The organism is Pseudomonas profundi (assembly GCF_008638305.1).
GTDB classification, from domain to species: Bacteria; Pseudomonadota; Gammaproteobacteria; order Pseudomonadales; family Pseudomonadaceae; genus Halopseudomonas; species Halopseudomonas profundi.
Map to the genome: position 1 here is coordinate 56,071 of NZ_VTPZ01000011.1, position 21,865 is coordinate 77,935.

Consider the following 21,865-nt stretch of genomic DNA (forward strand, 5'->3'; position numbering starts at 1 on the left):
GTGCTACAGTGATTCCCATTCACAGCCCGCGCAACCTGCGCGGCATCAACAAGGAGCTCTCATGTCCAGTGTTACTTTGAAAGGCAACCCGATCACCATTGGCGGTACATTTCCGGCACTTGGTGACAGTGCGCCGGCGTTTAGCCTGGTGGCCAAGGATCTGTCTGATACCACATTGTCCAGCCTTGCTGGCAAGCGCAAGATCCTGAACATTTTCCCCAGCGTTGACACGCCGACCTGCGCCACCTCCGTACGCAACTTCAACAGCAAGGCGAGCCAGCTGGACAATACTGTGGTGCTGTGTATTTCCGCTGACCTCCCATTTGCCCAGGCGCGTTTCTGCGGCGCTGAGGGTCTGGACAACGTGGTCATGCTGTCAACCCTGCGTGGTGGCGAGTTTCTGCAGGACTACGGTGTCGCGATCGAGAACGGTCCGATGGCAGGCCTGACTGCACGCGCGGTAGTGGTACTGGACGAACAGGACAAGGTTCTGCATAGCGAGCTGGTTGCAGAAATCGGCAGCGAGCCGGATTATCAGGCTGCGCTCGATAGCCTGGCCTGAACGCCACGCGGGTTAGCTGCTCACCCCGTGTCAGCTAACCCGCCAGCAGAGCGATGACCGCGCCGCTGGCAAAGGCCACCACTACAACCGTGCCAAGCAGCAGCTTGCGCACGGTTTCAGATCCCACTCCCAAGGCCTGATCTTTCGCATCGCTGGTAAAGCGCCCGGATGTGCGATGTAGTCCTTTCTCGGTAACAGGCGAGAAGAGATTATCCTCGCGCGCTGGATCCTCGTCTTCATCGGTCAACTGACCGTCCCATGCCTGCTTGGACATCATCCTGTCGAGCACACCTGGCATGACCATGCTACCCAGAATTGCCTGCAACGAAGCCTTGCCCAGCCACAACTCCCGCGGTGCATCGATGGCTGCACGGAGTATTGCCCGTGCGGCGACCTCGGGCGTATGGATCGGCGGTACCGGTTGCGGCCGCTTGGGCATATGATTGCGGACCCAGTCGAATTGGGGCGTGTTATGAGCCGGAAGTTGCACCATGGTGATACGGATGGCGCTGTTCTCGTGAATCAACTCGCAACGCAGCGCGTCTGTGAATCCCCGCACAGCAAACTTGGCTGCACAATAGGGTGCCTGCAAGGGAATGGCGCGGTAGGAGAGGGCGGAGCCAACCTGGACGATGGTGCCGTGATCGCGCCGCTGCATGCGGCGCAATGCCGCCTGGGTGCCGTGCACGCAGCCCAGATAAGTGACTTCACTGACACGCCGGATTTCCTCGGCAGGTAGCTCGGCGATTTTGCCGAACACCGTGACCATTGCAGCATTCACCCAGACATCGATCGGCCCGAGCTCTGCTTCGATCCGATCCGCCGCGCTTTCCACCGCAGCCGCATCCGATACATCCACCGCAATTGCCAGGACACGCGTACCGCCGGCTTCCAGCTCGGCACGCGTATCTTCGAGCGCCTGTTCGCCGCGGGCGAGCAGCGCAACCTGATAACCGGCGCGGGCGAACTCCTTGACGGTTGCACGTCCCACCCCAGCATTGCTTCCAGTGATCACAACGGTGAGTTGCTCATCGCTCATATCATTACCTTTTATTGATGCCTGGATACCGAGCGAATGACGCTCAACGCAATAGCTGATTCCAGCCTGCGTAGCGGTGTCGGATCGGGCCCTGCGGAATGCTCAGACCAATGACCAGCAGACCTGCCACAACACTGGCTATTGAAGCGGAGAACGAAGCCCCGTCAAGCAGCCAGGGCGCCAATACCAGCCAGAAGCCGATTGGCAGATTGAGTATCCGTAGCGGGCGGGCTACCTCGGCCATGGCCAGTACCGACACGGTGATCAACAGCGAGCCCATGAGATGGTCGCTGCTGGCCATTTCGCTGGACGTACCGAACAACAACCGGGTGCACATGAGGGCAACGCCGAGGAGACACACCACCGCGAGCCCAGCCGGCAGATTGACGCCACGAAAACCTTTGAGGGCCATCTCGGATAACGCACCCTCGAATTCAGGCGTATCGTCCTGCCGCGCTCCGTCCATCGCGTCGCCCATGAAGAAAGTCTTCCAGAATGGCTTGCCACGCCGGCGAGCATCCTTGAGAAATTGGCCCATTGCGACCAGCTCGTCCAGGGCGTACGGCATCATTATCAGCATGGCCAACGCCTGCAGCAGACATAGCGTGCACCAAGTATTGATGAATATAGGCTGAGCGATGATAAAGAATATGCTCACCGCTCCCAGCGGCACGACCACTACGCCAAACGCTGCCACCATCCAGGGCATGGTGCGCCAGCGCCGGGCATCACCCATGACCGCCATCAGCAACTCGATCATATAGGCCATGACGCCGATGCCTGCATCGGACACGGGCCAGGCACGCGACATATCGGAGGTGATAATCGTCTCGGTTCCATCGCCGAAAAAAGGATCCCAGGCAGAGCTGGTATGACCAAGCTGGTAGCCTGCGAGATACCGCGCCAGGAGGATGCCGATCACTGCCAGCACCGCGATGGGCAGGCGTTGCAGCCAGGTGGAGGGGTTATAGTCCCATCCTGGCGGCACCGAAGCTTTTTGCATCATTCCTGACATGCTCATGCCTGGCATCATGGGTATAAGCGTGGAGAATGCTATGACCAGGCCACCAACCAGCAGCGCATTGCCGTAGCTGGCCGGAGACGGTGTCCAGAACACCAGCGGGGCGAACATCAGCCAGAGGCCAATCGTTGTGTTGGCCCAGAATGCCCAGCTCATCCGCTTCAATGAAAGAATCGATAGCACGACGATAAGCAGACCACTGATCACGTCATTCCATGTCATGAGCATGGCGCGGGTCGCGACATCGGGCAGGTCGCGCTCGGACGCCAGCCGCGCCAGATCGAAATCGTCAGGTTGGATAGACGAATAACCGAAGATGAATGGCGAACTCGCCAGCCACACGCCCAGCATCATGTTCGCAAAATGACACCAGAGCGTCGCCAGCCGGCGTCGTTCCATCATTTGCATATGTTCGGGCATGCTTTGGTCGCCGCTCATGGCGGTCTGGCGCAAGTATTCACTCTGGTGTTCCAAACGCAGGCGCTCCAGGCGAAGAAATGAATCTACTCTCTGAACCGACAGGGAGATCAGGCGAGCAGTTCCCCGGAATCCCACAACCGGGTGCTGTGTACGGCAGAGCTACGCGCTCTGAAGCCTTGTTATGGTGCTTGGGCGGGACGCGACGGAGTTGCCGCACTAATCCTTGATGCGGAGATTCTTGACCGAGTGCGCGCGCTGCTCGTCCAGCGAGTTGTAATAGGTGTTCTGGGTGGTGCTGAGGCTGTTATGCCTGAGATCCGCCTGCAGGTCCTTCATGTTCCGGCGCGGCGCGTCGAAGGTGGCGGAGGTATGCCGCAACCAATGCAAGGAGGCTGAACGCAGATGATCGACCTCGTCGTCAGTCCAGCCTTCGGCGACCATTTTTTCCAGCGTGCGGTCGAACACCTGCTGCAGCAACAGCCGTAAATGCCGATCAGAGAGCCCGCCGCGACCCTTGAGTGTGGAGAGCAGCGGTTGGTTTTCGTGTGGTGAGGGCAGGGCGGGCAACCCGAGATGGCGGCGATAGCGGGCCAGGTAGTTTTCGATGAAATCGTCACGAACGCTGATCTTCGCGGCCTTGTTGCCTTTACCCACCACGTGGAACCACCAGTTGCCTGCGGTATCCCGGCGGAAATCACCCATCGTTGGCTCCCAGTTATCGCGGCCGACCAGATCGGAAACGCGCAGGTACATGGAGAACAGGGTGGTCAGAATGAATAAGGTTCGTTCGTGGGTTTCATCTTCGTCAGCCATCTGTTCCGCGACCTCGATGACATAATTCCATTGCAACGGTGTCAGCGACCGACCAGCCACATCAAGCGTATTACGCTGTTTATAGATGGATTTCTGTTTGACGGCCCGAAAGGGATTCACTTCAGTAAGACCTTCATCGATCGCGTGCTGGAAAAAGCTGCCGCACACGGCGAATACCTGAGCGACCGAGCCCTGGGACATCTTGTAGGGCCGGCTGGCCAGCTCCTGACTGTTTGCGTCTGTCATCAGGCGGTTGCGCTTGGGCACGGTAACGCTGAAGGGGCGCCAGGCCTGGTTGACCTCGTAACGATCAGAATCGAGTTTCTTGCGGCCACCAATACGTACAAACCGCGATTTGACCATGGGGCCGACCCAGTCGGCTGGCGGTCTGAGACAGAACTCCATAAAGGCTTCGGCATCCCGTCGGCGCAGCTCTAGCAAGGGCTTTTGCGCAATGAGCAGCGCCCACAGCAGCAGGCGTTCGACGTGGGTGCGGTACGATGTATAGGTCGTGGCGTTGCCGGAGTAGGATTTCAGAAACCCGCGTACCGCCGAGTAGCCTTCAATAGCCCGGACTTCATCCGGAAAACCCGACAGATAGGCCCGTACGGCCGGTAATTCTTGGCTGACCTGGCTGAAATTCAATTCGAGGAATCGATCGTAGGTTTCGAACACTGGCGATGGGGAGTTAGGCATTCGCGGGTTTGGGCTGTTATCTGGATATGGAAGGCTCTAGACTGGGGCTTAACGAGTTTATATGCAATATCCGGGTCTAGCTGTTATCGGATATTGCATATAGGTTCTCCTGCCTGGGTATGGCCCTGTTTGAGGATGTTCATGTTTTGCCTGGTCATTAGCCAAACTGCTGGCTGTTTGTTGGAGCTCGCTCACCGGTTGGCAGCATGGCGCAAGACGCCGTGAACCCGTCCCTGGGGGCTTGTTGAAAACATCCCTGTTTTCAACACTTGCTCCATGCTGCCAACCGGCGGCCTTGATCGGGAATCGGTTTGGTGGAGAGCAAAAAGCAGTGTGTGTTCTTATTGGAATCCAGGTGCGAATCAGGCCCTGAACTCTGGATTGGTACGTATGAAGTTTTGAGGCCCGAGAATAGATCTGGCCTTAAACGGCGGGATGGCTACCGCAAGCTTTCGAGAATGCGCGTGCACGGCCACCAGATTCTAAATCTCCTCGGAGGCAGGAGCTTTTTGCAGCTCCAATAATGTAGGCATAGGCATAGGCATAGGCATAGGCGAGTTGGAATCGCGTTTGCGCCGGAACCGAGTTCTGCACGAAGCATCCGTCATAGCCGCTTATTGGTATTGCTAGCGCTTGGTCGGACCATTGCTCGGGCAGTGAGCCAAGGCTGAAATAAATTGTGTCTGGACGCTGTGCTGCTGCGAAATGGTCATACGGTTGAGCTCATTGGAACCTGAAGAGCTTGATGCGATAACTGAGATGTATCTGAGCGCTTTGAATGACCGCCGACTAAAAGAGGCGGTCCAAGAGGCGGTCCGTGATCCACACTGCATAAAGCGCCCTGATCACTCCGGCACCACCCAAATATAAAGTTCGTATAATCTATATTATGTTAAATAACGTATTGGGTGGGCCTGAGTAGCCAAAGGGTTAATGGATCAACCAGATGGTCACGTCTGTCCTCAATGAAGTACTACTGTGAGCTGTTGTGTTGAAAGACAGACTCAAAGGAAAAAATACGATGCGACCAGTCCAAGGGTAATTAGCGTAACGATCACGGCGATCAGCGCAAGCAGTCCATCCCGGGCTATGAGAGCTATGCCAAAGATTGCCAATGCGGCGCCGGCGCTGAGCGCGCTGAACGGTACCAGCTCCATAACCGGGAGCGCCAGAGAGATCAACACACAGGCAATGGCGATCATATACAGCCCTGGCCCTTTGGTGAGCATCTCCAGTCGTGGCTTGAACAGTCGATCTATGAACCGTGCCGCAGGACGGGTTCGTTGCACGGCCTTGTCGAGTTTGTTCTGTTCGATCGAACGGTTCAGCAGAATCTTCGGCAACCAGAACTTCTCACGTCCAAACAGTAGCTGACCCGCAGTGAGCACTACCATGGTACCCATCACTGTGGGCACGCCGGGAATGCCACCGATCACTGGCACCAGCGTGATCAGTCCGGCCAGAAGCAACAAGGGGCCGAATGCACGTGGGCCGATCGTTTCAAGGATAGATCCGAGTGAAGTTTGCTGTCCCTCGGATCTGTCCTCAGCTTCGGCTATACGGTCCAGGAGCTCTTGCATTGTCGTCAGGTCGCTAGCCATATCTCCACCCTCTCCCACTTAGACGCGTTTGATTTCAGTGCTCAGTGTATGGGATTCACCTGGTTCCAGAATCCTTGCGTCCGGACCTGCGTTCGCGGCTTCAATGCAGACCATTCCAAGATAGCCGTCATCAGGAAACTGACTGAGTCGTGCGCTCTTATCAATCCACGGGTTCCATACCACCGCGGATTGACTTCCGCCGCGCGAGACCATGACCCGCTGACTCTCGCCATGCTCAAGCTGAAGCGGTGACGGATGATCGTAGTAGATTCGGTCGACCTCGCCTGAGAATGTTACGGCACCGTGCTGCATGTTGGACGCGACGCCCGATACCTGGTCAACATACGAGGCACCTTCCAGCCCCCAGAGCTGAGTCGAATGAATGCTGTGTACCGGCAGGTAGGTATGCAACGCCTGGCTCAATACCTGTGGTGTGTCACCAACGTTGGTGGTGGTCAGGTTTATCGACAAGCTCTGTCCCAGCAGGAACTCCGCCTGCAGTCGCCACTTCTCGTCAGGCAATTGTTGGCTGATGGTTTTTTCAGGCAGTTCGAGCAGGAGTCGCAGCTGATGGGGCGCGCTGTTCGTGTCGGTGAGTATCCAGGGGCTGGTACGGGCTATGCCATGCGCGGGTCCTGGCCGCTCTCCAGCGAACCACGGCCAACAGATCGGAATACCACCTCGTAGTGGCTTGCCTGGTTCTTCTGGATCAACAGGGCTCATCCACAATAACGGTTCTTCCCCGGCTGGTACGCAGGACACAATGTGAGCGCCCTCCAGAGCTATCCGAGCCTGCACGGCGGGATGGTTGATCTCGAGAAATTCGCGGCCATGTATGTTGCGCACGACACTGATTTCCTTGGAAGCAACCGCCACATCTACGTTCATGAAAGATCCTTTTTGAGCTGAAACCTGTTGGAAACCGTTAGGTTAATGATAGTGCTTGCAGCACTCCACGACGCGTTTGGCCATTTCGGCGCTGTCACACTTGTCGGCTATATCGCTTAGCGATACGACGCCGATGAAATCCTTGTCGTTAGGATTAACCAGCACAACCAGGCGCTGGACTTGCTTCTCGCGCATCTGGCGTAGCACGTCGCTGATTTCGTCCTGCTCATAGCAGAACAGAATATCCCTGGTCATGATGGTGCTGATTTTGTCATCTGCAGCCTTGCCGTGCGCAAGTGTCCGCAGCGCCATATCGCGGTCGGTAATGACGCCCACCAGCGTTTCACCGTCCGCAATCGGCACAAAGCCACTCTCCTGCTCAAGCATCCTTTGTGCGACCTCGCGAATGCTGGTATCGGCATCGGTGAACTCAGGCCGTGAGGTCATTACCTGACTGACTTGCATGGGAGGTCCTCCTGCAGACGATGGGATCGGTTGAGCCCTGTGTCCTATTGGTGACTCGCGCCCCGCGGGAAAGTTGCAGCGACTGACAAGACCTGGGTGACTGCTTTGAAACCGGTGGGGCCAGCTGGATCAGGCTTGGCGGGTGTGAACACTAGCGAACGCTCGGCGGACTCTTTCGATGAGCTACAGTCGGGGTGCTGGCGTTCGGGAGAAAATCGGGGAATGAGCGATAAGGTGCAGGCGTCCCAGGATGGGACGCCTATGCCGAGAGAGGGGATTAGGAGCTGGCGTCGATACGAAAACCCACCTTCAGCACTACCTGGAAGTGCGCAACCTGGCCATTTTCGACATGGCCACGCGTCTCCTGAACCTCAAACCATTCCACGTTATGGACGGTCTTGCTGCACTGAGCGATAGCCGTACGAATGGCGTCGTCGATACTCGTTGTCGAGGAACCAACTATTTCCACTCTCTTGTACACGTGATCTGACATACGAATCTCCAATTCCGGGTTGTCGTATCTGTATGGCAAAGGATGCGATTGTTAGTTCAAACACAAGGGTGCTGCCCCGGTACCGGGGTGTAGCGCTGCCCTCGCCTGCCTAGTACCCATCGGCAACAAGCGGTACCGGGAAAGCCCACTCAGCGTTGGCGAGGGGTGTCACTGCTTGCGTTATCGCGACGATCACTCCCGGTATGCGGCTGGAAGGAGCTTTGTTGCTGCAGAGCGCGCCAGGCCTGACGAAGGAGGCGGCAGGAACCTGCCATTTGTGTTGCTGCTGCCATGGTTTTTCTCCGTAAACGTTGGGGTTTACAGATACTAGTCGCTCAATAACTTATGTCAATGAGAACGATTATCATTTTGTCGTGGCCGACAATGGCTTCATTTTTGTGAAAAAGCCCTGAATTTAGCCGGGCCAGGTTCGGTGCTGTGGGCAGCACCGAGGCGGGTTTATAAGTTCTGCAAGGGGCGTATGCTAACGGCTGGCGACCATCTTCTCGATACAGTGGCGGGAGTCGTCAGGCAGGTGGGTGAACTGAAGACCGGTCCAGTACTGGCCGCCTGCGATGCTCTCGCGACGCCATTTGCTCTCGGCGTCCAGCATGAATTCAGTGATGCCGTTTAGCGTCATCGGCAGGTTCACCTGGAGCGCGTAGGACTTGAACATCTCAATCGGTTTCTCGCTTAACAACATAAGACCTTCGATGTGCAGGTCGACGACTCGACCCAACAGATCGCCAGTATTCAGATCGTAGACCTCAAGGCTGCTGCTCACTCTGTGACGCTCCAGTTTTCGTCTTTCGTTCATTTGTTGCTCATCCACTGTGTTATGCATCACAGACTCCTGGCTGGCACTTGCTTGAGAGTTTGCGGTATTTGCCGGCGGGCTAGAAGTCGCCCGGCTGTGCTTTTAGGTCAACTCAATCACAGTTCATCGATCGGGTATAAAAGGCTGGAACCTGAGTCACATGTCAATATGCCACTATCGAAAATCAATTGCAGCCTTCCCGCCTTATGGTTGCCTTCAAATCGTCCTGAGCAGCTTCAATAGGTCGCACCTACTGTGCAGCAGCTGGTCGGCCCGCTACTCTGGGATAGTCAACCAAGCTGCCGGAGTCACCAGTGAACCTCAAAAAATACGTCCTACCGCTTGTCGCTGCCGCGAGTATGGCCGGCCCTGCCGTTGCCCATGATTATCAGGCTGAAAGCCTTTTTATCGATCACCCCTGGGCCCGCGCCATGCCTCCTACGGCCACGACGGGTGCGACCTATTTTCGGATCGATAACAACGGTGAGACGGGCGACCGCCTGCTGGGGATCGAGACCCCTGCGGCCGAGTCTGCGGAGCTGCATGAACACGTCCATGCCGAAGGTCTGATGAAGATGCAGAAGGCGGCCGACCTCAGTATTGACGCAGACGAGAGCGTTACGCTGGAGCCAGGTGGTTATCACATCATGTTGATCAACCTTCAGCAGCCGCTGGTTGATGGCGAGAAATTCCCCATGACGTTGCGTTTTGAGCAAGCGGGGACGGTGGATGTCGAGGTGGCGGTGCATAAAGAGGCGCCGGCAGCAAAGAAAAAGCCTGCCAAACCCGCACACAACCATGCACAGTGAGCAGCGCTTGGGTCAATTGGTGCGTTCAGTCACGATCGAGTAGATGAAAACGCGGCAACTGCAGCTGCCAACGGATGGCGGCCAGCCTAATCAACAGAACCGAAGACATTGCCAGTGCCACATCCAGGCCCGGCGGCAGCTTCAGCGGCGCAAGCGTGGTGTAAAGCAAGGCGCCGAGAATGCTTGCCGTGGCGTAGATTTCCTTGTGGAAAATCAGCGGAATTTCATTGCAGATGATATCGCGCAGCACACCCCCCGCTACGTCGGTCATGACCCCCATGATCACTGCAGCACTCAGGGGGACTTCCGTGGCCATTGCTACCTGCGTACCGATCACCGTGAATACCGCAAGACCAAAGGCGTCGGCGACCAGCAAACCCGTCTCATGGATAGGCCGGGTCAGACGCACCCACACCACGGTGCCTAGCGCCGCAGCTATCGCCACCAGAATGTAGCTATCGTCGCGGATCCAGACCACCGGGTGACGATCGAGAATGACGTCACGCAACGTGCCGCCGCCCAGTGCGGTGATGATCGCAATGACCAGCACACCCAGCAGATCCATCGACTTTCTGCCAGCCATGAGCGCGCCGGTGATCGCGAAGACCGCGACCCCGAACAGGTCAAATGCATAGAACCATGTCATCCGCCAGGCCCCGCACATTAATGGATTCGCCGAACGCGTCGCGATCCGGATGGCAACCAGGAGCTGGCCTGACCGGACTCGCGACGCCCTTTGCCAGAGTCTAGTCTTCCCGCGTCGGGGTACGCATGGTGACAAACTCTTCTGCGGCCGTGGGATGGATCCCAAGCGTTGCGTCGAATACCGCCTTGGTCGCGCCGGCCTTTACCGCAACGGCAAGTCCCTGGAGGATTTCGCCCGCTTCAGGACCAATCATGTGAATGCCCAGTATGCGGTCGCTATCCTTGTCGACAATGAGCTTCATGAAACTTTGCTCCCCGCGGCCGGCCAGGGTATTGCGCATGGCGCGGAAGCGGCTTTCGTAGATTTTTAGACGATGCCCCCCTGCCCTGGCCTGCTCTTCGGTCATGCCGAGCGTGGCGATATTGGGAATGCAGAACACTGCCGTGGCGATATTGTCGTAATCGACCGGGATGTATTCATCCGGTTTGTAGAGACGGCGGGCGAGCGCCATGCCTTCAGCGAGGGCCACAGGCGTCAGCTGTACGGTGTCGGTAACGTCTCCGATGGCGAAGACCGCCGGATCGCTTGTCTGATACAGCTCATCGACCGCTACAAACCCGTTGTCGTCGAGCTTGACCTGAGTATTTTCCAGGCCCAGCCCAGCCAGATTCGGACGGCGCCCGGTCGCGTAGAGCACGAGATCGGTTTCCAGCGTCTCACCATTTTTGAGCGCTACTTTCAGGCTGCCGTCATCCTGCCGGTCGATTTGCGCCACATCAGCATTGAAACGCACATCCAGCCCCTTGGCTTCAAAGGTATGCGCCATATGCTCGCGCACATCCTTGTCAAAGCCACGCAGGAACAGATCGCCGCGGTACAGCAGACTGGTTTCGCAGCCGAGGCCGTGGAAAATACTGGCGAACTCGACGGCAATATAACCGCCGCCGACAACAACCGTGCGCCGCGGCAGCTCCTTGAGAAAGAACACATCATTGGAACTGATGACGTGCTCGTTGCCCGGGAATTCGGGGATATGTGGCCAGCCCCCGGTAGCGATCAGAATACGTTCAGCGCTGTAGGTGGTATCGCCAACTATCACCGTATGCGAATCGACGAAACGTGCGCGCCCGTCGACCAGGGTCACGCCGGCGGAAACCAGCAGGTTGCGGTAGATCCCATTGAGGCGGGTGATCTCAATGTTCTTGTTCTCCAGCAGACGGCTCCAGGTGAACCCGGCCTGCTGCAGATCCCAGCCGTACCCGGCTGCATCTTCAAAGTCCTCGGCGAAATGCGCGGCGTAGGCAAACAGCTTCTTGGGCACGCAGCCGACGTTTACGCAGGTGCCGCCCAGATAAAGGTCTTCCGCTACGCCAACCCGCGCGCCCAGCGCCGCCGCCATGCGACTCGCCCGAACCCCGCCGGAACCCGCACCGATAACAAAAAGGTCAAAATCGTATTGCGTCATGCTCTGTTCCCGCTGTGCAAAAGCATCAGCATACCTGATCAATTCGCAGGGCGAGACACCCTTTGCTCTGTGCGGAGCGGTCGTGCCGACGCTAAACGGAACGCTGCAACTGAACAGTTACAGCCTATGCGTTGTCGAATTGGCGTATGTACCGGAACTGCGAAATCTCCATTCTGGGCAACCACAGCGCACAAGCCAGCACTTTTTCAGGCTCTGCACGAGGTGCAGCCAGTGACGGAGACGTAGATCGTATATCCGTAACCGCAAGGTCAGCAGACCTTGAATTCTGGAGTTGGGACTATGTCTGATCATTTCTTTTCGCACGCCCCCAAGCGGCTGCTAGCTGCCGTAACGCTTGGTGCTGCGGTAACCCTCGCGGGTTGTGCCGGCACCCCACCACCCACTACGCAACTTGCCGTCGCCAAGCAGGCGGTCACCGACGCGGATACTGCCGAGGGCGCAGAGTACGCGCCAGTGGAGTTGCGCAAGGCAAGAGAAAAGCTGTCCGAGGCCGAGCAGGCCAACCTCGATGAACAATATGACAAGGCCAGACGACTGGCTGAACAGGCCGAATGGGACGCGCGGGTAGCCGAGCGCAAGGCGCGGGCAGAAAAAGCGCGTTATACACTGCGCCAGGCAGAAGAAGGCACCAATGAATTGCGGGAAGAAAGCCTGCGCCGCAGCAATTGAACCCCGGCCCATTTGTTTGCTTTGCAAGGAGTAGCGCCATGCGTAAATATTTCGCTTTACCCGCCTGTTTCGCCGTGAGCCTGCTGGTAACGGCGTGTGCGACCCAGACCAACCCCAATTTCGACAAAGCCCAGCAGAATGTAAGTGATCTGCAGAACCATCCGGATGCCCGCCAGTATGCCGCTATCGAAACCCAGGATGCGGTGTCAACGCTCGAGGAAGCTGAAAAGGCGCTCAATAAAGGCGCGGACCAAAGCAAGGTCGACCATTTATCCTATCTGGCAGACCGCCGAGCCGAGCTGGCGCGCCAGACGATCGTCTTGCGTACGGCTGAAGAGGCATACGAAAGCCTGCCGGAAGAACGCGCGCGAACGCGACTCAAAGCCCGCGACAAGGAGATTGAACAGCTCCGCGAACAACTCAACGCCAAGGAAACCGAGCGCGGCTCGGTCGTGACATTTGAGAGCGTATTGTTTGACGTGAACAAGGCGGATCTCAAACCCGCTGCCAATTCGACCATTCGCACACTGGCAGAATTCCTGAACGACAATCCGCAGCGCAAGATCCTGATCGAAGGTTTTACCGATAGCACCGGTTCGGACGCCTACAACCTCCAGCTATCGCAGGCTCGCGCCGATTCGGTGCGTCATGCGTTAGTGCGTGAAGGCGTCGAACCGGACCGCATCGACACGGTGGGTCTGGGCAAGGCCCATCCGGTGGCCAGCAACGATACTCCCGCATCCCGAGCAATGAATCGCAGGGTTGAAGTCACCATCTCGCATGACGAACAGGAAGTGCCGTCACGCTAGATCGTCTCTGTACCGCGTAATACACGCAACACAAACGCCCGCGTCCGCCAAGGACGTGGGCGTTTGTGTCAGAGCTGTTCATGCAGCTTGGCCCGTGGTCGCGGCCCCTTCCAGGGTAGCGCCTGTTGCAGAACAGTCGCTCATTCACCTTACGAATCCAGCTCCTTGTCCCCTTTGTTCTTGCCGTCCTGTGCGGCGTGTTCGATCACGGCGTTTATTTCCGCGCCAAGCAGCAATACCGCAGCGGAGATATAAAAGAACAGCATCAATACAATGACCGCACCGATGCTTCCGTAGGTCGCGTCATAGTTTCCGAAATTCTGTACGTAATAGCCAAAAGCGAGAGAGGCGGCGATCCAGACGATAACCGCGACCACCGACCCCGGCGTGATGAAGCGGAAGCTCTGTTCCACGTTCGGCGCGATGTAATAGAGAAGCGCAACCACCAGCATCATCAGAAATATCGCGACGGGCCAACGCGCCCAGGTCCATATGGTCACCACGATATCTTGCAGGCCGACCTGCGAGGCCAACCATTCCATGACCTGCGGTCCCATGATCATCATGGCGGCTATAGCGAGCAGCACGATGGCAATACCGATGGTGTAAACGATGGATAGCAGGAAAACCTTCCACGTCGGACGCGCCTCGGTCACATCATAGGCCTTGTTCATTGCGTTCATTAGCGAACGCATCCCTGCGGATGACGTCCAGAGCGCGATCAGAATCCCGAACGACAGTAACCCGCCGTTTTGCGATTGCAGCTGATCAATCACCGGGTTTATCTGCTCCGCTGCGGTTTCAGGCAGTACTGTCGTTGCCTGCGAACGCAACCAGTCGAAAAACTGCGGCAGATGCAGGAAGCCAAGCATTGCCATCAAAAACAGAATGAAAGGAAATATCGAGAAAAGTGCCTGGTATGCCAATGCCGCAGAGTACGACGACATGTCATCCGCACCGAATTCCTTCAGAGTGCGCTTGGCCAGGGTGCCCCAACCAATGTCGCCCGTGTTCAAGATCGCCATACAATTGTCCCCGAATCAGAGTGGTTGAAGTTCTGACGACGCCCGGCGTAGGTAGTTCGGTTTGGTTAAGCCGCGACCGGCCGGAATGGCTGAGACAGAGCCATCGTGTTTGTCGTTTGAGCAATCAGCGATTACCATGCGGCCCGCACCATTGGCTGTGTAACGGAGTAAGGCTGCATGTTCAACTTGATCGCCGTCACGCTGTTGTGGGCGGTTTCCTTCAGCCTGATAGGCGAATATCTTGCCGGTCAGGTCGATAGCTATTTCTCCGTACTGACACGGATCATCCTGGCAGGGTTATTGTTTCTCGCGTTTCTGCGCCCGGCGCAACTACCCCGAGGCATGATTCCCGGCTTGCTGCTGATCGGCGCGTTGCAATTTGGCGTGACCTACATCTGTTTGTATCTGTCGTTCGAGTTGCTGACCGTACCCGAGGTGCTGCTCTTCACTATTTTCACGCCGTTATACGTCGCCCTGGCCGACAACCTGCTACAACGTCGGTTCAGCATTGGCCCGGTCGTAGCAACGCTGATTGCAGTGCTGGGCGCGGCGGTCATCCGTTATGACGGGCTCAGTGATAGTTATATTCGCGGCTTCCTGTTACTGCAGCTGGCAAACATGACCTTCGCCGCAGGGCAAATCGGCTACGCCCATCTGGTACGACACCATCAGGTCGACGTGCGTCAGCAATGGAGCGGGTTTGGATTCTTCTTTATTGGCGCCCTGGTCGTAGCCTTGCCCGCCTGGTTCTTGCTGGGTGATGCGCAAAAGCTGCCGCACAATGCCGTTCAATGGAGCGTTCTGGGTTGGCTGGGTCTGGCCGCCTCGGGCCTGGGATTTTTCTTCTGGAACCGGGGTGCGACGCAGGTCGACGCCGGCACCTTGGGCATCATGAATAACGCGCTGATCCCTGCCGGGCTTGTCGTCAATCTGCTCATCTGGAACCAGGAGGCGGATCTTCAACGGCTCCTGCTCGGCGGGTCAATCATCGGAATTTCCCTCTGGGTAAACGCGCATTGGCCTCGATGGCGCGGCGCGCGCGGCTGATAGCTGTTCGAGTGGAATGCTCTGGAATGGGCGCTACAGGGCTACCAGCAAGGAAACAAGTTCCACCCGAACAGGTGAAGCGCAGCGCGGGCCTGGTCGAAAATCCTGTGTTATGATCGGCTCGGCGAGCAACCAGGGCAGGACCAGTTATCAATCGACTCAGACTTCAGCAGTGCGCTCAGGTATTCACTGCCCCTCTTCTTCTGACCGTATCCGGCTCGGCCGGCATGCTACTGCTTGGCACTGATACTGAACAGGCAGGCGCCGCTGTTGCTGCGTCGGATCCAGTCCAGAAACTCGCATTCATTCTTGCTGCACTCACCACCTTCGCGGGCTTGATCGGCCTCGTCAGGGGACTTTTCAGATTCCTCGGCACACCCACCATGGTGGTGACGGAAAGCCGTCCATGCGAGGCGTGCAATGGCGACGCACCGCAATCGGCGCTGACCTCTGCCGAGTCCAATTGCACCTTGTGTGGATCTGTTCGCAGCCGACCTCTGTAGCGCGAAATTATCAATCGCAGCGCCGGACAGCTGCCTGGCTCGTTATCGACTGACCGGAATCCTCTGTGGACACAGCACTGGCACGTACTTTCCTGGAAATCGTTCGCGGCGGCAGTTTCATCGCCGCCGCGGAGCGTCTGCATTTGACCCAGGCGGCCGTGACTGCACGGGTCCAGTCCCTCGAAGCCCAGCTCAACTGCACATTGTTCATACGCAATCGTTCCGGCGCCAGACTGACCGCTGAAGGTGAAATCTTCGTCGTGCATGCCAATCAGATGGTTCAGGCCTGGGATGCCGCGCAACGCAATCTACCCCTGCCTGAAGGGCATCGCAGCGTTCTCAATCTCGGCGCGGAGCCGAGTCTGTGCAATCCGCTGATGCTGGATTGGGTGGGATTGTTGCGGGAGCAGATACCGACGCACACAGTACGTGCGGAGATGGGTGAAACCCACCAGCTGATGCGGCGTGTTGAGGACGGCACGCTGGACGCTGCCCTGGTTTACCAGCCCGAATACCTGCCTGGACTCCAGGTGGAAGAGTTACTGGAAGAAAAGCTCATCCAGGTGCGCCTTCCGGAAAAACCCGACCCCTATGTGTATATCGACTGGGGCGAAAGCTTTCGTCGGCTGCACGATGCCGCCTTGCCAGAACGCGTTCGCGCTCCGGTCAGCTTCAATCTGGGCCCGCTCGGTTTGCAATACATCATAGAGAACGGTGGCGCGGGCTACTTTCGCACCCGCGTGGTTCAGTCCTATCTCGACGAGGGTGTGCTCGAACGCGTGCCGCAGGCGCCCGAGTTCAGTTTTCCGACCTATCTGGTATATGCCCGCAGGCAGGAGTCCGACGCGCTGCATCGGGCGTTCAGCCTGCTCCGAGAGGTGACCCACAGCAATCGAGGCTGGTCCCGACGTCGCGATACATTCTTCTAATCGCGCCCTGCTCTGCCACCTGCGTTTTCGGGGTTCTAGAGATGCATCAACAGATCCTGATGCAACGCTGCGATCAGGTCGGTCTGGGTAACCAGCCCCACAAGCTTGCCGTCATCCATTATCGGTAACGAATGCAGCCCGTGCCGGGACATCAACGGAATCATGTCAACAATGTGCGTGCGGCTGTCTGCGCTGATCACCGGGCTGGTCATCCATTTACTTACTGGTTGATCGCGCCAGATTTTCATTCGCGCCGCAAACAGCCTGCCGGGCGAGGCGTCGACCTGCCCCATCAGATCGCCCAGGCTGACAATACCCACCAGCACTCCGTTCTGATCTATAACCGGCACGGTCTTTACATGGTGGTGACGCAGCATCTGCAGCGTCTGCAATACGCTTGTTTCCGGCGTAACCGATAGCACATCGCGTGACATGACCTGGGCGGCGCAGGTGTCGCGCATATGTCTGCGCATCGCCGAACGCTCAGTGCTGCGCACGATCTGTTGCAGATCTTCGCGGTTGATATCGACGAACTCGCCGAATTCGTCCAGAGCGCTATCCAGGTCTTCATCGGTGATACCGACTCTGCGCTCAGCGACCGGATCCATCGTGTGATGGGTGTTGCCTGGCTCGGTTGTTTTGGCATGTCTGGCGCCGGTCAAATGGTTGAACACCTGTGTACAAACCGACATGCTGAGCGCAGCAGTCATCACCGGCAGCACCAGCGCCCAACCTGGGCCTTCGATCCAGTTGCCCGCTAAAACCAGCACCAACGCCATGGCACCGCCCGGCGGATGCAAGCAGCGTAGCGGGAACATCAACAGCAGAGTCAGCCCCGCAGCCAGGCAAGCGACTGCAATACTTGCCCCGAATGCCGTAGCCAGTACCGACGCGACGGTCACTGCGACGAGATAGCTGCCGAGCAGCGACCATGGTTGAGCCAGGGCGCCGGACGGAACCGCGAGCAGCAGAATTGCAGACGCAGCCAGCGGGCCGGTCAACGCGACGACGATGTCATGTCCGAACAGGAACTGGCAAAGCCAGGCGCTGGTTCCCAGCGCCAGCACCAGGCCGACCGATAAGCGCAGCCATTCACCAGGCCGCGTTATCATCGCTTGCGGTAGCCATCCAGCGACGCGCGCCGACAGCAGAAAGAATTGTTGCAACATGGGACTCCAGAAAACGAGCTGGCCGCGCAATTCCAGACGCACGCAACCAGCCAGGCGAATCAAAAAGAGTGCAGTTCAGGCATCCAGATAAGCGACCGAAGCATGCTTCAACGGTTCCGCGACCGGCTCGACAACCTTCTCGCAGCGCCGCCCTGTCTCCAGCGTCAGCTGCTCGGCGGCGTCGGGGTCATCGGCAAAGGGAATCAGCGCAGCCTGTTCAATCCGCTCCTCGTCCATACCGCCAAGAACCAGTGTCAGGCACAGTGCGCTGAGCAGCGCAACAGAAAACAGCATCAACACACCCATCAGTTGACCGCCTGCGCAGTCTGCAGGGTTTCCTGCACGGGTGTGGGGCGGCGAATGGTCAGCCAGCAATTCGCTGCCATCAGCAGCATGCCGGCTGCGAAGGTGCCGCCGCCGATCAGGCGCACCACGTAACCCGGGTGGCTGGCCGAGAGCGCCTCGACGAAGGAATAGGTCAGGGTGCCGTCGAGATTGACCGCTCGCCACATCAGACCCTGAGTGATGCCGTTCACCCACATGGCCACGATGTACAAAACGGTGCCGATAGTCGCCATCCAGAAATGCGCATTGATCAGTCCGACGCTGTACATCTCCTTGCGGCCGTACAGCTGCGGCAGCATGTGATAAATAGTGCCGATACTGATCATTGCCACCCACCCAAGTGCGCCGGCATGCACGTGACCAATGGTCCAGTCGGTGTAATGGGACAGGGCGTTCACCGTCTTGATAGCCATCATCGGCCCTTCAAAGGTGGACATGCCGTAGAAGGCTAGCGCGACCACCAAAAACCGCAGGACCGGATCGGTGCGCAGTTTGTGCCAGGCGCCAGACAGCGTCATCATGCCGTTGATCATCCCGCCCCAGCTCGGCGCAAGCAGAATGATCGACATCACCATGCCCAGAGACTGCGCCCAGTCCGGTAACGCCGTGTAATGAAGATGGTGGGGTCCCGCCCAGATGTACAGCGCGATGATGGCCCAGAAGTGCACGATGGATAGCCGGTACGAGTAGATCGGCCGCTCTGCCCGCTTCGGTACGAAGTAGTACATCATCCCCAGGAAGCCGACCGAGAGAATAAAGCCGACCACACTGTGTCCGTACCACCACTGGATCATCGCATCGGTGGCGCCGGCATAGACCGGGTACGCCTCCGTCAAGGATATCGGTACCGAGATGTGGTTGATCACATGAACCATGCCGGTGACGATGATGAAGGCGCCGTAAAACCAGTTGCCGACATAGATATGCTTGACCGTACGCCGTGCAATGGTGCCAAAAAACAGCCAGGCGTAGGCAGCCCAGACCAGTGTCATCCAGGTCGCAATCGGCCAGATCATTTCAGCGTATTCCTTGCTCGCTGTGTAACCCAGCAGATAAGTCGCTATGATCGCCACCAGCGCCAGTTGCCAACCCCAGAATACGAATTGAGCCAGCCGGTCTGATATCAGCCGAACGCGGCTGGTGCGCTGCACCACGTAGAAGGATGTTGCGAAGAGCGCACCGCCGCCGAAGGCAAAAATCACCAGATTGGTGTGAATCGGCCGCAGTCGGCCGAAGCTGACCCAGGGCAGGTCGAAGTTCAGGGTGGGCCAGACCAGCTGAGCAGCGATAAACGCACCGGTCGTCATACCGATCACACCCCATAACAGCGTTGCGATGGTGAACTGGCGGACCACCTGGTAGTTATACGTCGCGGTTGGCTCGGCTGGACGACTCATAAATCTCCCTGGAAGTTGGTTGCAGACAGCTAGGGTCTGTTGACGTTTCATCGCGAGCCGCGTTGCTGTGTCAAATGACGCCATGCAAGGCGCGGGACGCAGGTAATGGTTGTTCCCTTGCCAAGTCCGGCAACGCCGCATGGCGTCATTTGCCACGCAACCCGTAGGGACGGGACCCGTTTAGCGCAGCACTGCGTTACTCGTCGCTCATTTGGAACAACCAAATTTCACTCCTCGCGCCTTGTTCTGCACCAAACGGGCCTTCGTCGCGGCCGCGATGAAACGTCAACAGACCCTAGAAATAGCGCAGCCAAGGCGCTGTTTCAGAAAGGCGGGTATTGTCGGCGCAGAAATGATTCACCACAAACGAATAAAAATTGTGGTTGAGTTCAATAATATTTGATTTAGATCAAGTCGCATCGAAGCAGATCGATGCTATGGGCAGGGATGGCCTGGGCTCCCCAGGGCAAAAGTAAACAGCATAGGCGGCAGGATTGCCCTGCACTTCGCGCCAGGCCCCGGCGGCAGCTGCACCGCCGGGGTTCAGGCTGCGCTCAGCTTGCTTTCAGGCCCAGACGTTTCGCCAACTTGTGCAGGTTACTGGGATCGATATCGAGCATCCGCGCCGCAGCTGCCCAGTTGTCATTCGCACGCTCCAGCGCCGCGCGAAGATGCTGGCGTTGACAGGCATCCGTGAACTGCCTGAGGCTCGCCAACTCCCCTACGCCATCGCCTGGCGTAGCGGAAAGGGAATCAGCTACCGGCTCGTTGACCTGAGCAGTGGACGCGATATCCAGATGCGCCGCTTCGAGGCTGATGATGCCCTGGCGTGAACCATTACGACCGAGCGCCTTGAGCGCGGCGCGGCTGATGACATGTTCGAGCTCGCGGACATTGCCCGGCCATTGATATCCGAGCAGCGCCTGCTCGGCTTCAGGGGAGAGACGGAGACTGCGCACGCCCAGACGGATTCGGTTCAATTCAAGAAAGTGCCCGGCCAGCAGCAGGATGTCATTGCCCCGGTCACGCAGAGGTGGGATCGGCACCGGATAGACCGACAATCGATGATAGAGATCGGCTCGGAAATCTCCGGCCGCCACGGACTCAGCCAACTTTCGGTTGGTGGCGGCAATGATCCGCACATCGACCTTGATCGGCTTGTCTGCGCCGATTCGTTGTATCTCACCATTCTGCAACGTACGCAGAAGTTTGGCCTGAATGGAAAGCGGCAACTCACCGACTTCATCCAGCAGGATGGTTCCTCCGTGCGCTGCGTCAAAGCGCCCTCCCCGGTCTGTCATCGCACCGGAAAATGCGCCCTTCACGTGGCCGAACAGTTCGCTTTCGGCCAAGGTCTCTGGCAAGGCGGCGCAGTTCACATGAATCAGCGGCTTGTCCGCGCGGCGCGAATTGCTGTGCACCCAGCGCGCGAACAACTCCTTGCCGACACCGGTCTCACCCGACAACAGCACCGGAAGCTCGGAATCAGCCACCACGCTCAGCTCTTCGAGAAGCCCGGTGATAATCGGACTGTGGCCAAGCACGTGCTCGTCTATTGCCGGCAGTCCGGGATGCTCGCCGGTTCTGGAAAGGCGCAGCGTGCGGTTTTCCTGTTCCAGTCGGGTGACCCGCACGCAGGCTTCGATCAGTGGAATCAGTGCCTGCAATTCGCGTCTCGCCGCCTCGTCGAACGTGCCGGCGCGCAGCGCATCCATGGTCAACGCGCCCCACAGGCGCCCTTCACCATACAGACTGACGCCCATGCAATCGTGCACGGGCAGCGGCTCGCCAGGTGAACTGTCAAGCAAGCCATCGTAAGGGTCGGGTAACGGGCTGTCCGGATCGAACCAGGTTGGCTCCTTTCTCGATATCAGCGCCGCCAGCCGTGGATGGCTGGCTATCTCGAAACGGCGTCCGAGCGCCTCCTGTACCAGGCCGGCAGCTGCGAGCGGCTTGAGGCAATCCTCGGATCGTTGTAGCAAAACCACGGCGCCGCACTGGAAATGCTCGCGCAACACATGGACCAGCCGCTGCATGCGCACCGCTGCGGGTAGCTCGGCCACCAGGTCAGGCAGTATCAAGGGTTCAATCATGGGTTTAATTAACCATTACAAGGGTTTTATTACCCTTTGAAGAGTGGGTACAAGCGACCCTTTTATACTAATTTTCATTGAAATTCAAATGCTTGAAACATGGCACAGCGCTTGCTCGGTGTA

The 21,865-nt window shown here is 57.8% G+C and carries 21 protein-coding genes; 6 read left to right on the top strand and 15 right to left on the bottom strand.

What is annotated here, in order from left to right; translation table 11 throughout:
* The first annotated feature begins 61 nt into the window (after window positions 1-61).
* Entirely contained in the window at window positions 62-562 is a 501-nt protein-coding gene (tpx, locus tag FZE95_RS14550) for a thiol peroxidase (protein WP_150301599.1), read from the top strand.
* A gap of 34 nt (window positions 563-596) precedes the next feature.
* Here tpx and FZE95_RS14555 read toward each other — a convergent pair whose 3' ends face one another.
* The 8 genes from FZE95_RS14555 to FZE95_RS14590 form a co-directional block, all read right to left on the bottom strand.
* The gene (locus FZE95_RS14555) at window positions 597-1,601 is read right to left on the bottom strand and encodes an SDR family oxidoreductase (protein WP_150301600.1); all 1,005 of its coding nucleotides are present in this window, start codon (window positions 1,599-1,601) and stop codon (window positions 597-599) included.
* 43 nt (window positions 1,602-1,644) lie between these two features.
* Window positions 1,645-3,096: a vitamin K epoxide reductase family protein gene (locus FZE95_RS14560; RefSeq protein WP_223825079.1), complete on the bottom strand. Its 1,452-nt coding sequence runs from the start codon at window positions 3,094-3,096 to the stop codon at window positions 1,645-1,647.
* Between the two features lie 162 nt (window positions 3,097-3,258).
* On the bottom strand, window positions 3,259-4,551 hold the full coding sequence (locus FZE95_RS14565) for a tyrosine-type recombinase/integrase (RefSeq protein ID WP_190324579.1): 1,293 nt from the start codon (window positions 4,549-4,551) through the stop codon (window positions 3,259-3,261).
* 1,004 nt (window positions 4,552-5,555) lie between these two features.
* Window positions 5,556-6,152, bottom strand: coding sequence for an exopolysaccharide biosynthesis protein (locus FZE95_RS14570; RefSeq protein ID WP_150301601.1), 597 nt, complete (start codon window positions 6,150-6,152; stop codon window positions 5,556-5,558).
* Window positions 6,153-6,170: 18 nt separating this feature from the next.
* Window positions 6,171-7,040 (bottom strand): D-hexose-6-phosphate mutarotase, encoded by an 870-nt coding sequence (locus FZE95_RS14575; RefSeq protein WP_150301602.1) that lies wholly within the window; start codon window positions 7,038-7,040, stop codon window positions 6,171-6,173.
* Window positions 7,041-7,082: 42 nt separating this feature from the next.
* Entirely contained in the window at window positions 7,083-7,505 is a 423-nt protein-coding gene (locus FZE95_RS14580) for a CBS domain-containing protein (protein ID WP_150301603.1), read from the bottom strand.
* A gap of 277 nt (window positions 7,506-7,782) precedes the next feature.
* Complete coding sequence (locus FZE95_RS14585; protein WP_150301604.1) at window positions 7,783-7,998, bottom strand: dodecin; 216 nt, start codon at window positions 7,996-7,998, stop codon at window positions 7,783-7,785.
* A 484-nt stretch (window positions 7,999-8,482) separates the two neighbouring features.
* Entirely contained in the window at window positions 8,483-8,842 is a 360-nt protein-coding gene (locus FZE95_RS14590) for a PilZ domain-containing protein (protein ID WP_150301605.1), read from the bottom strand.
* Window positions 8,843-9,129: 287 nt separating this feature from the next.
* On the opposite strand from FZE95_RS14590, the gene FZE95_RS14595 reads away from it, so the two are divergent.
* Window positions 9,130-9,624 (top strand): copper chaperone PCu(A)C, encoded by a 495-nt coding sequence (locus FZE95_RS14595; RefSeq protein WP_150301606.1) that lies wholly within the window; start codon window positions 9,130-9,132, stop codon window positions 9,622-9,624.
* Window positions 9,625-9,649: 25 nt separating this feature from the next.
* Here the strand turns inward: FZE95_RS14595 and FZE95_RS14600 are convergent, their stop codons facing one another.
* Both FZE95_RS14600 and gorA read right to left on the bottom strand, forming a co-directional pair.
* A complete protein-coding gene (locus FZE95_RS14600) occupies window positions 9,650-10,270 on the bottom strand; it encodes a trimeric intracellular cation channel family protein (protein ID WP_150301607.1) in 621 nt (206 codons plus the stop codon).
* 100 nt (window positions 10,271-10,370) lie between these two features.
* A complete protein-coding gene (gene gorA / locus FZE95_RS14605) occupies window positions 10,371-11,735 on the bottom strand; it encodes a glutathione-disulfide reductase (RefSeq protein ID WP_150301608.1) in 1,365 nt (454 codons plus the stop codon).
* A 300-nt stretch (window positions 11,736-12,035) separates the two neighbouring features.
* On the opposite strand from gorA, the gene FZE95_RS14610 reads away from it, so the two are divergent.
* Both FZE95_RS14610 and FZE95_RS14615 read left to right on the top strand, forming a co-directional pair.
* Complete coding sequence (locus FZE95_RS14610) at window positions 12,036-12,425, top strand: DUF4398 domain-containing protein (RefSeq protein ID WP_150301609.1); 390 nt, start codon at window positions 12,036-12,038, stop codon at window positions 12,423-12,425.
* A 38-nt stretch (window positions 12,426-12,463) separates the two neighbouring features.
* Complete coding sequence (locus tag FZE95_RS14615) at window positions 12,464-13,234, top strand: OmpA family protein (protein ID WP_150301610.1); 771 nt, start codon at window positions 12,464-12,466, stop codon at window positions 13,232-13,234.
* Window positions 13,235-13,383: 149 nt separating this feature from the next.
* On the opposite strand, the gene FZE95_RS14620 is transcribed toward FZE95_RS14615, so the two are convergent.
* Window positions 13,384-14,259: a YihY/virulence factor BrkB family protein gene (locus FZE95_RS14620; protein ID WP_150301611.1), complete on the bottom strand. Its 876-nt coding sequence runs from the start codon at window positions 14,257-14,259 to the stop codon at window positions 13,384-13,386.
* Between the two features lie 177 nt (window positions 14,260-14,436).
* On the opposite strand from FZE95_RS14620, the gene FZE95_RS14625 reads away from it, so the two are divergent.
* Complete coding sequence (locus tag FZE95_RS14625) at window positions 14,437-15,306, top strand: EamA family transporter (RefSeq protein ID WP_150301612.1); 870 nt, start codon at window positions 14,437-14,439, stop codon at window positions 15,304-15,306.
* A gap of 568 nt (window positions 15,307-15,874) precedes the next feature.
* On the top strand, window positions 15,875-16,738 hold the full coding sequence (locus FZE95_RS14630; protein WP_150301613.1) for a LysR family transcriptional regulator: 864 nt from the start codon (window positions 15,875-15,877) through the stop codon (window positions 16,736-16,738).
* A gap of 35 nt (window positions 16,739-16,773) precedes the next feature.
* Here the strand turns inward: FZE95_RS14630 and FZE95_RS14635 are convergent, their stop codons facing one another.
* The 4 genes from FZE95_RS14635 to norR form a co-directional block, all read right to left on the bottom strand.
* Window positions 16,774-17,907 (bottom strand): HPP family protein, encoded by a 1,134-nt coding sequence (locus tag FZE95_RS14635; protein WP_150301614.1) that lies wholly within the window; start codon window positions 17,905-17,907, stop codon window positions 16,774-16,776.
* Window positions 17,908-17,982: 75 nt separating this feature from the next.
* Window positions 17,983-18,213 carry a hypothetical protein gene (locus tag FZE95_RS14640; protein ID WP_223825080.1) on the bottom strand — a complete coding sequence of 77 codons (231 nt, stop codon included), beginning with the start codon at window positions 18,211-18,213 and terminating at the stop codon, window positions 17,983-17,985.
* The gene (ccoN, locus tag FZE95_RS14645; RefSeq protein WP_150301615.1) at window positions 18,213-19,649 is read right to left on the bottom strand and encodes a cytochrome-c oxidase, cbb3-type subunit I; all 1,437 of its coding nucleotides are present in this window, start codon (window positions 19,647-19,649) and stop codon (window positions 18,213-18,215) included. Before ccoN ends, FZE95_RS14640 begins: the two co-directional genes overlap by 1 nt.
* 554 nt (window positions 19,650-20,203) lie before the next feature.
* Window positions 20,204-21,742 (bottom strand): nitric oxide reductase transcriptional regulator NorR, encoded by a 1,539-nt coding sequence (norR, locus tag FZE95_RS14650; RefSeq protein WP_150301616.1) that lies wholly within the window; start codon window positions 21,740-21,742, stop codon window positions 20,204-20,206.
* Window positions 21,743-21,865: the final 123 nt, after the last annotated feature.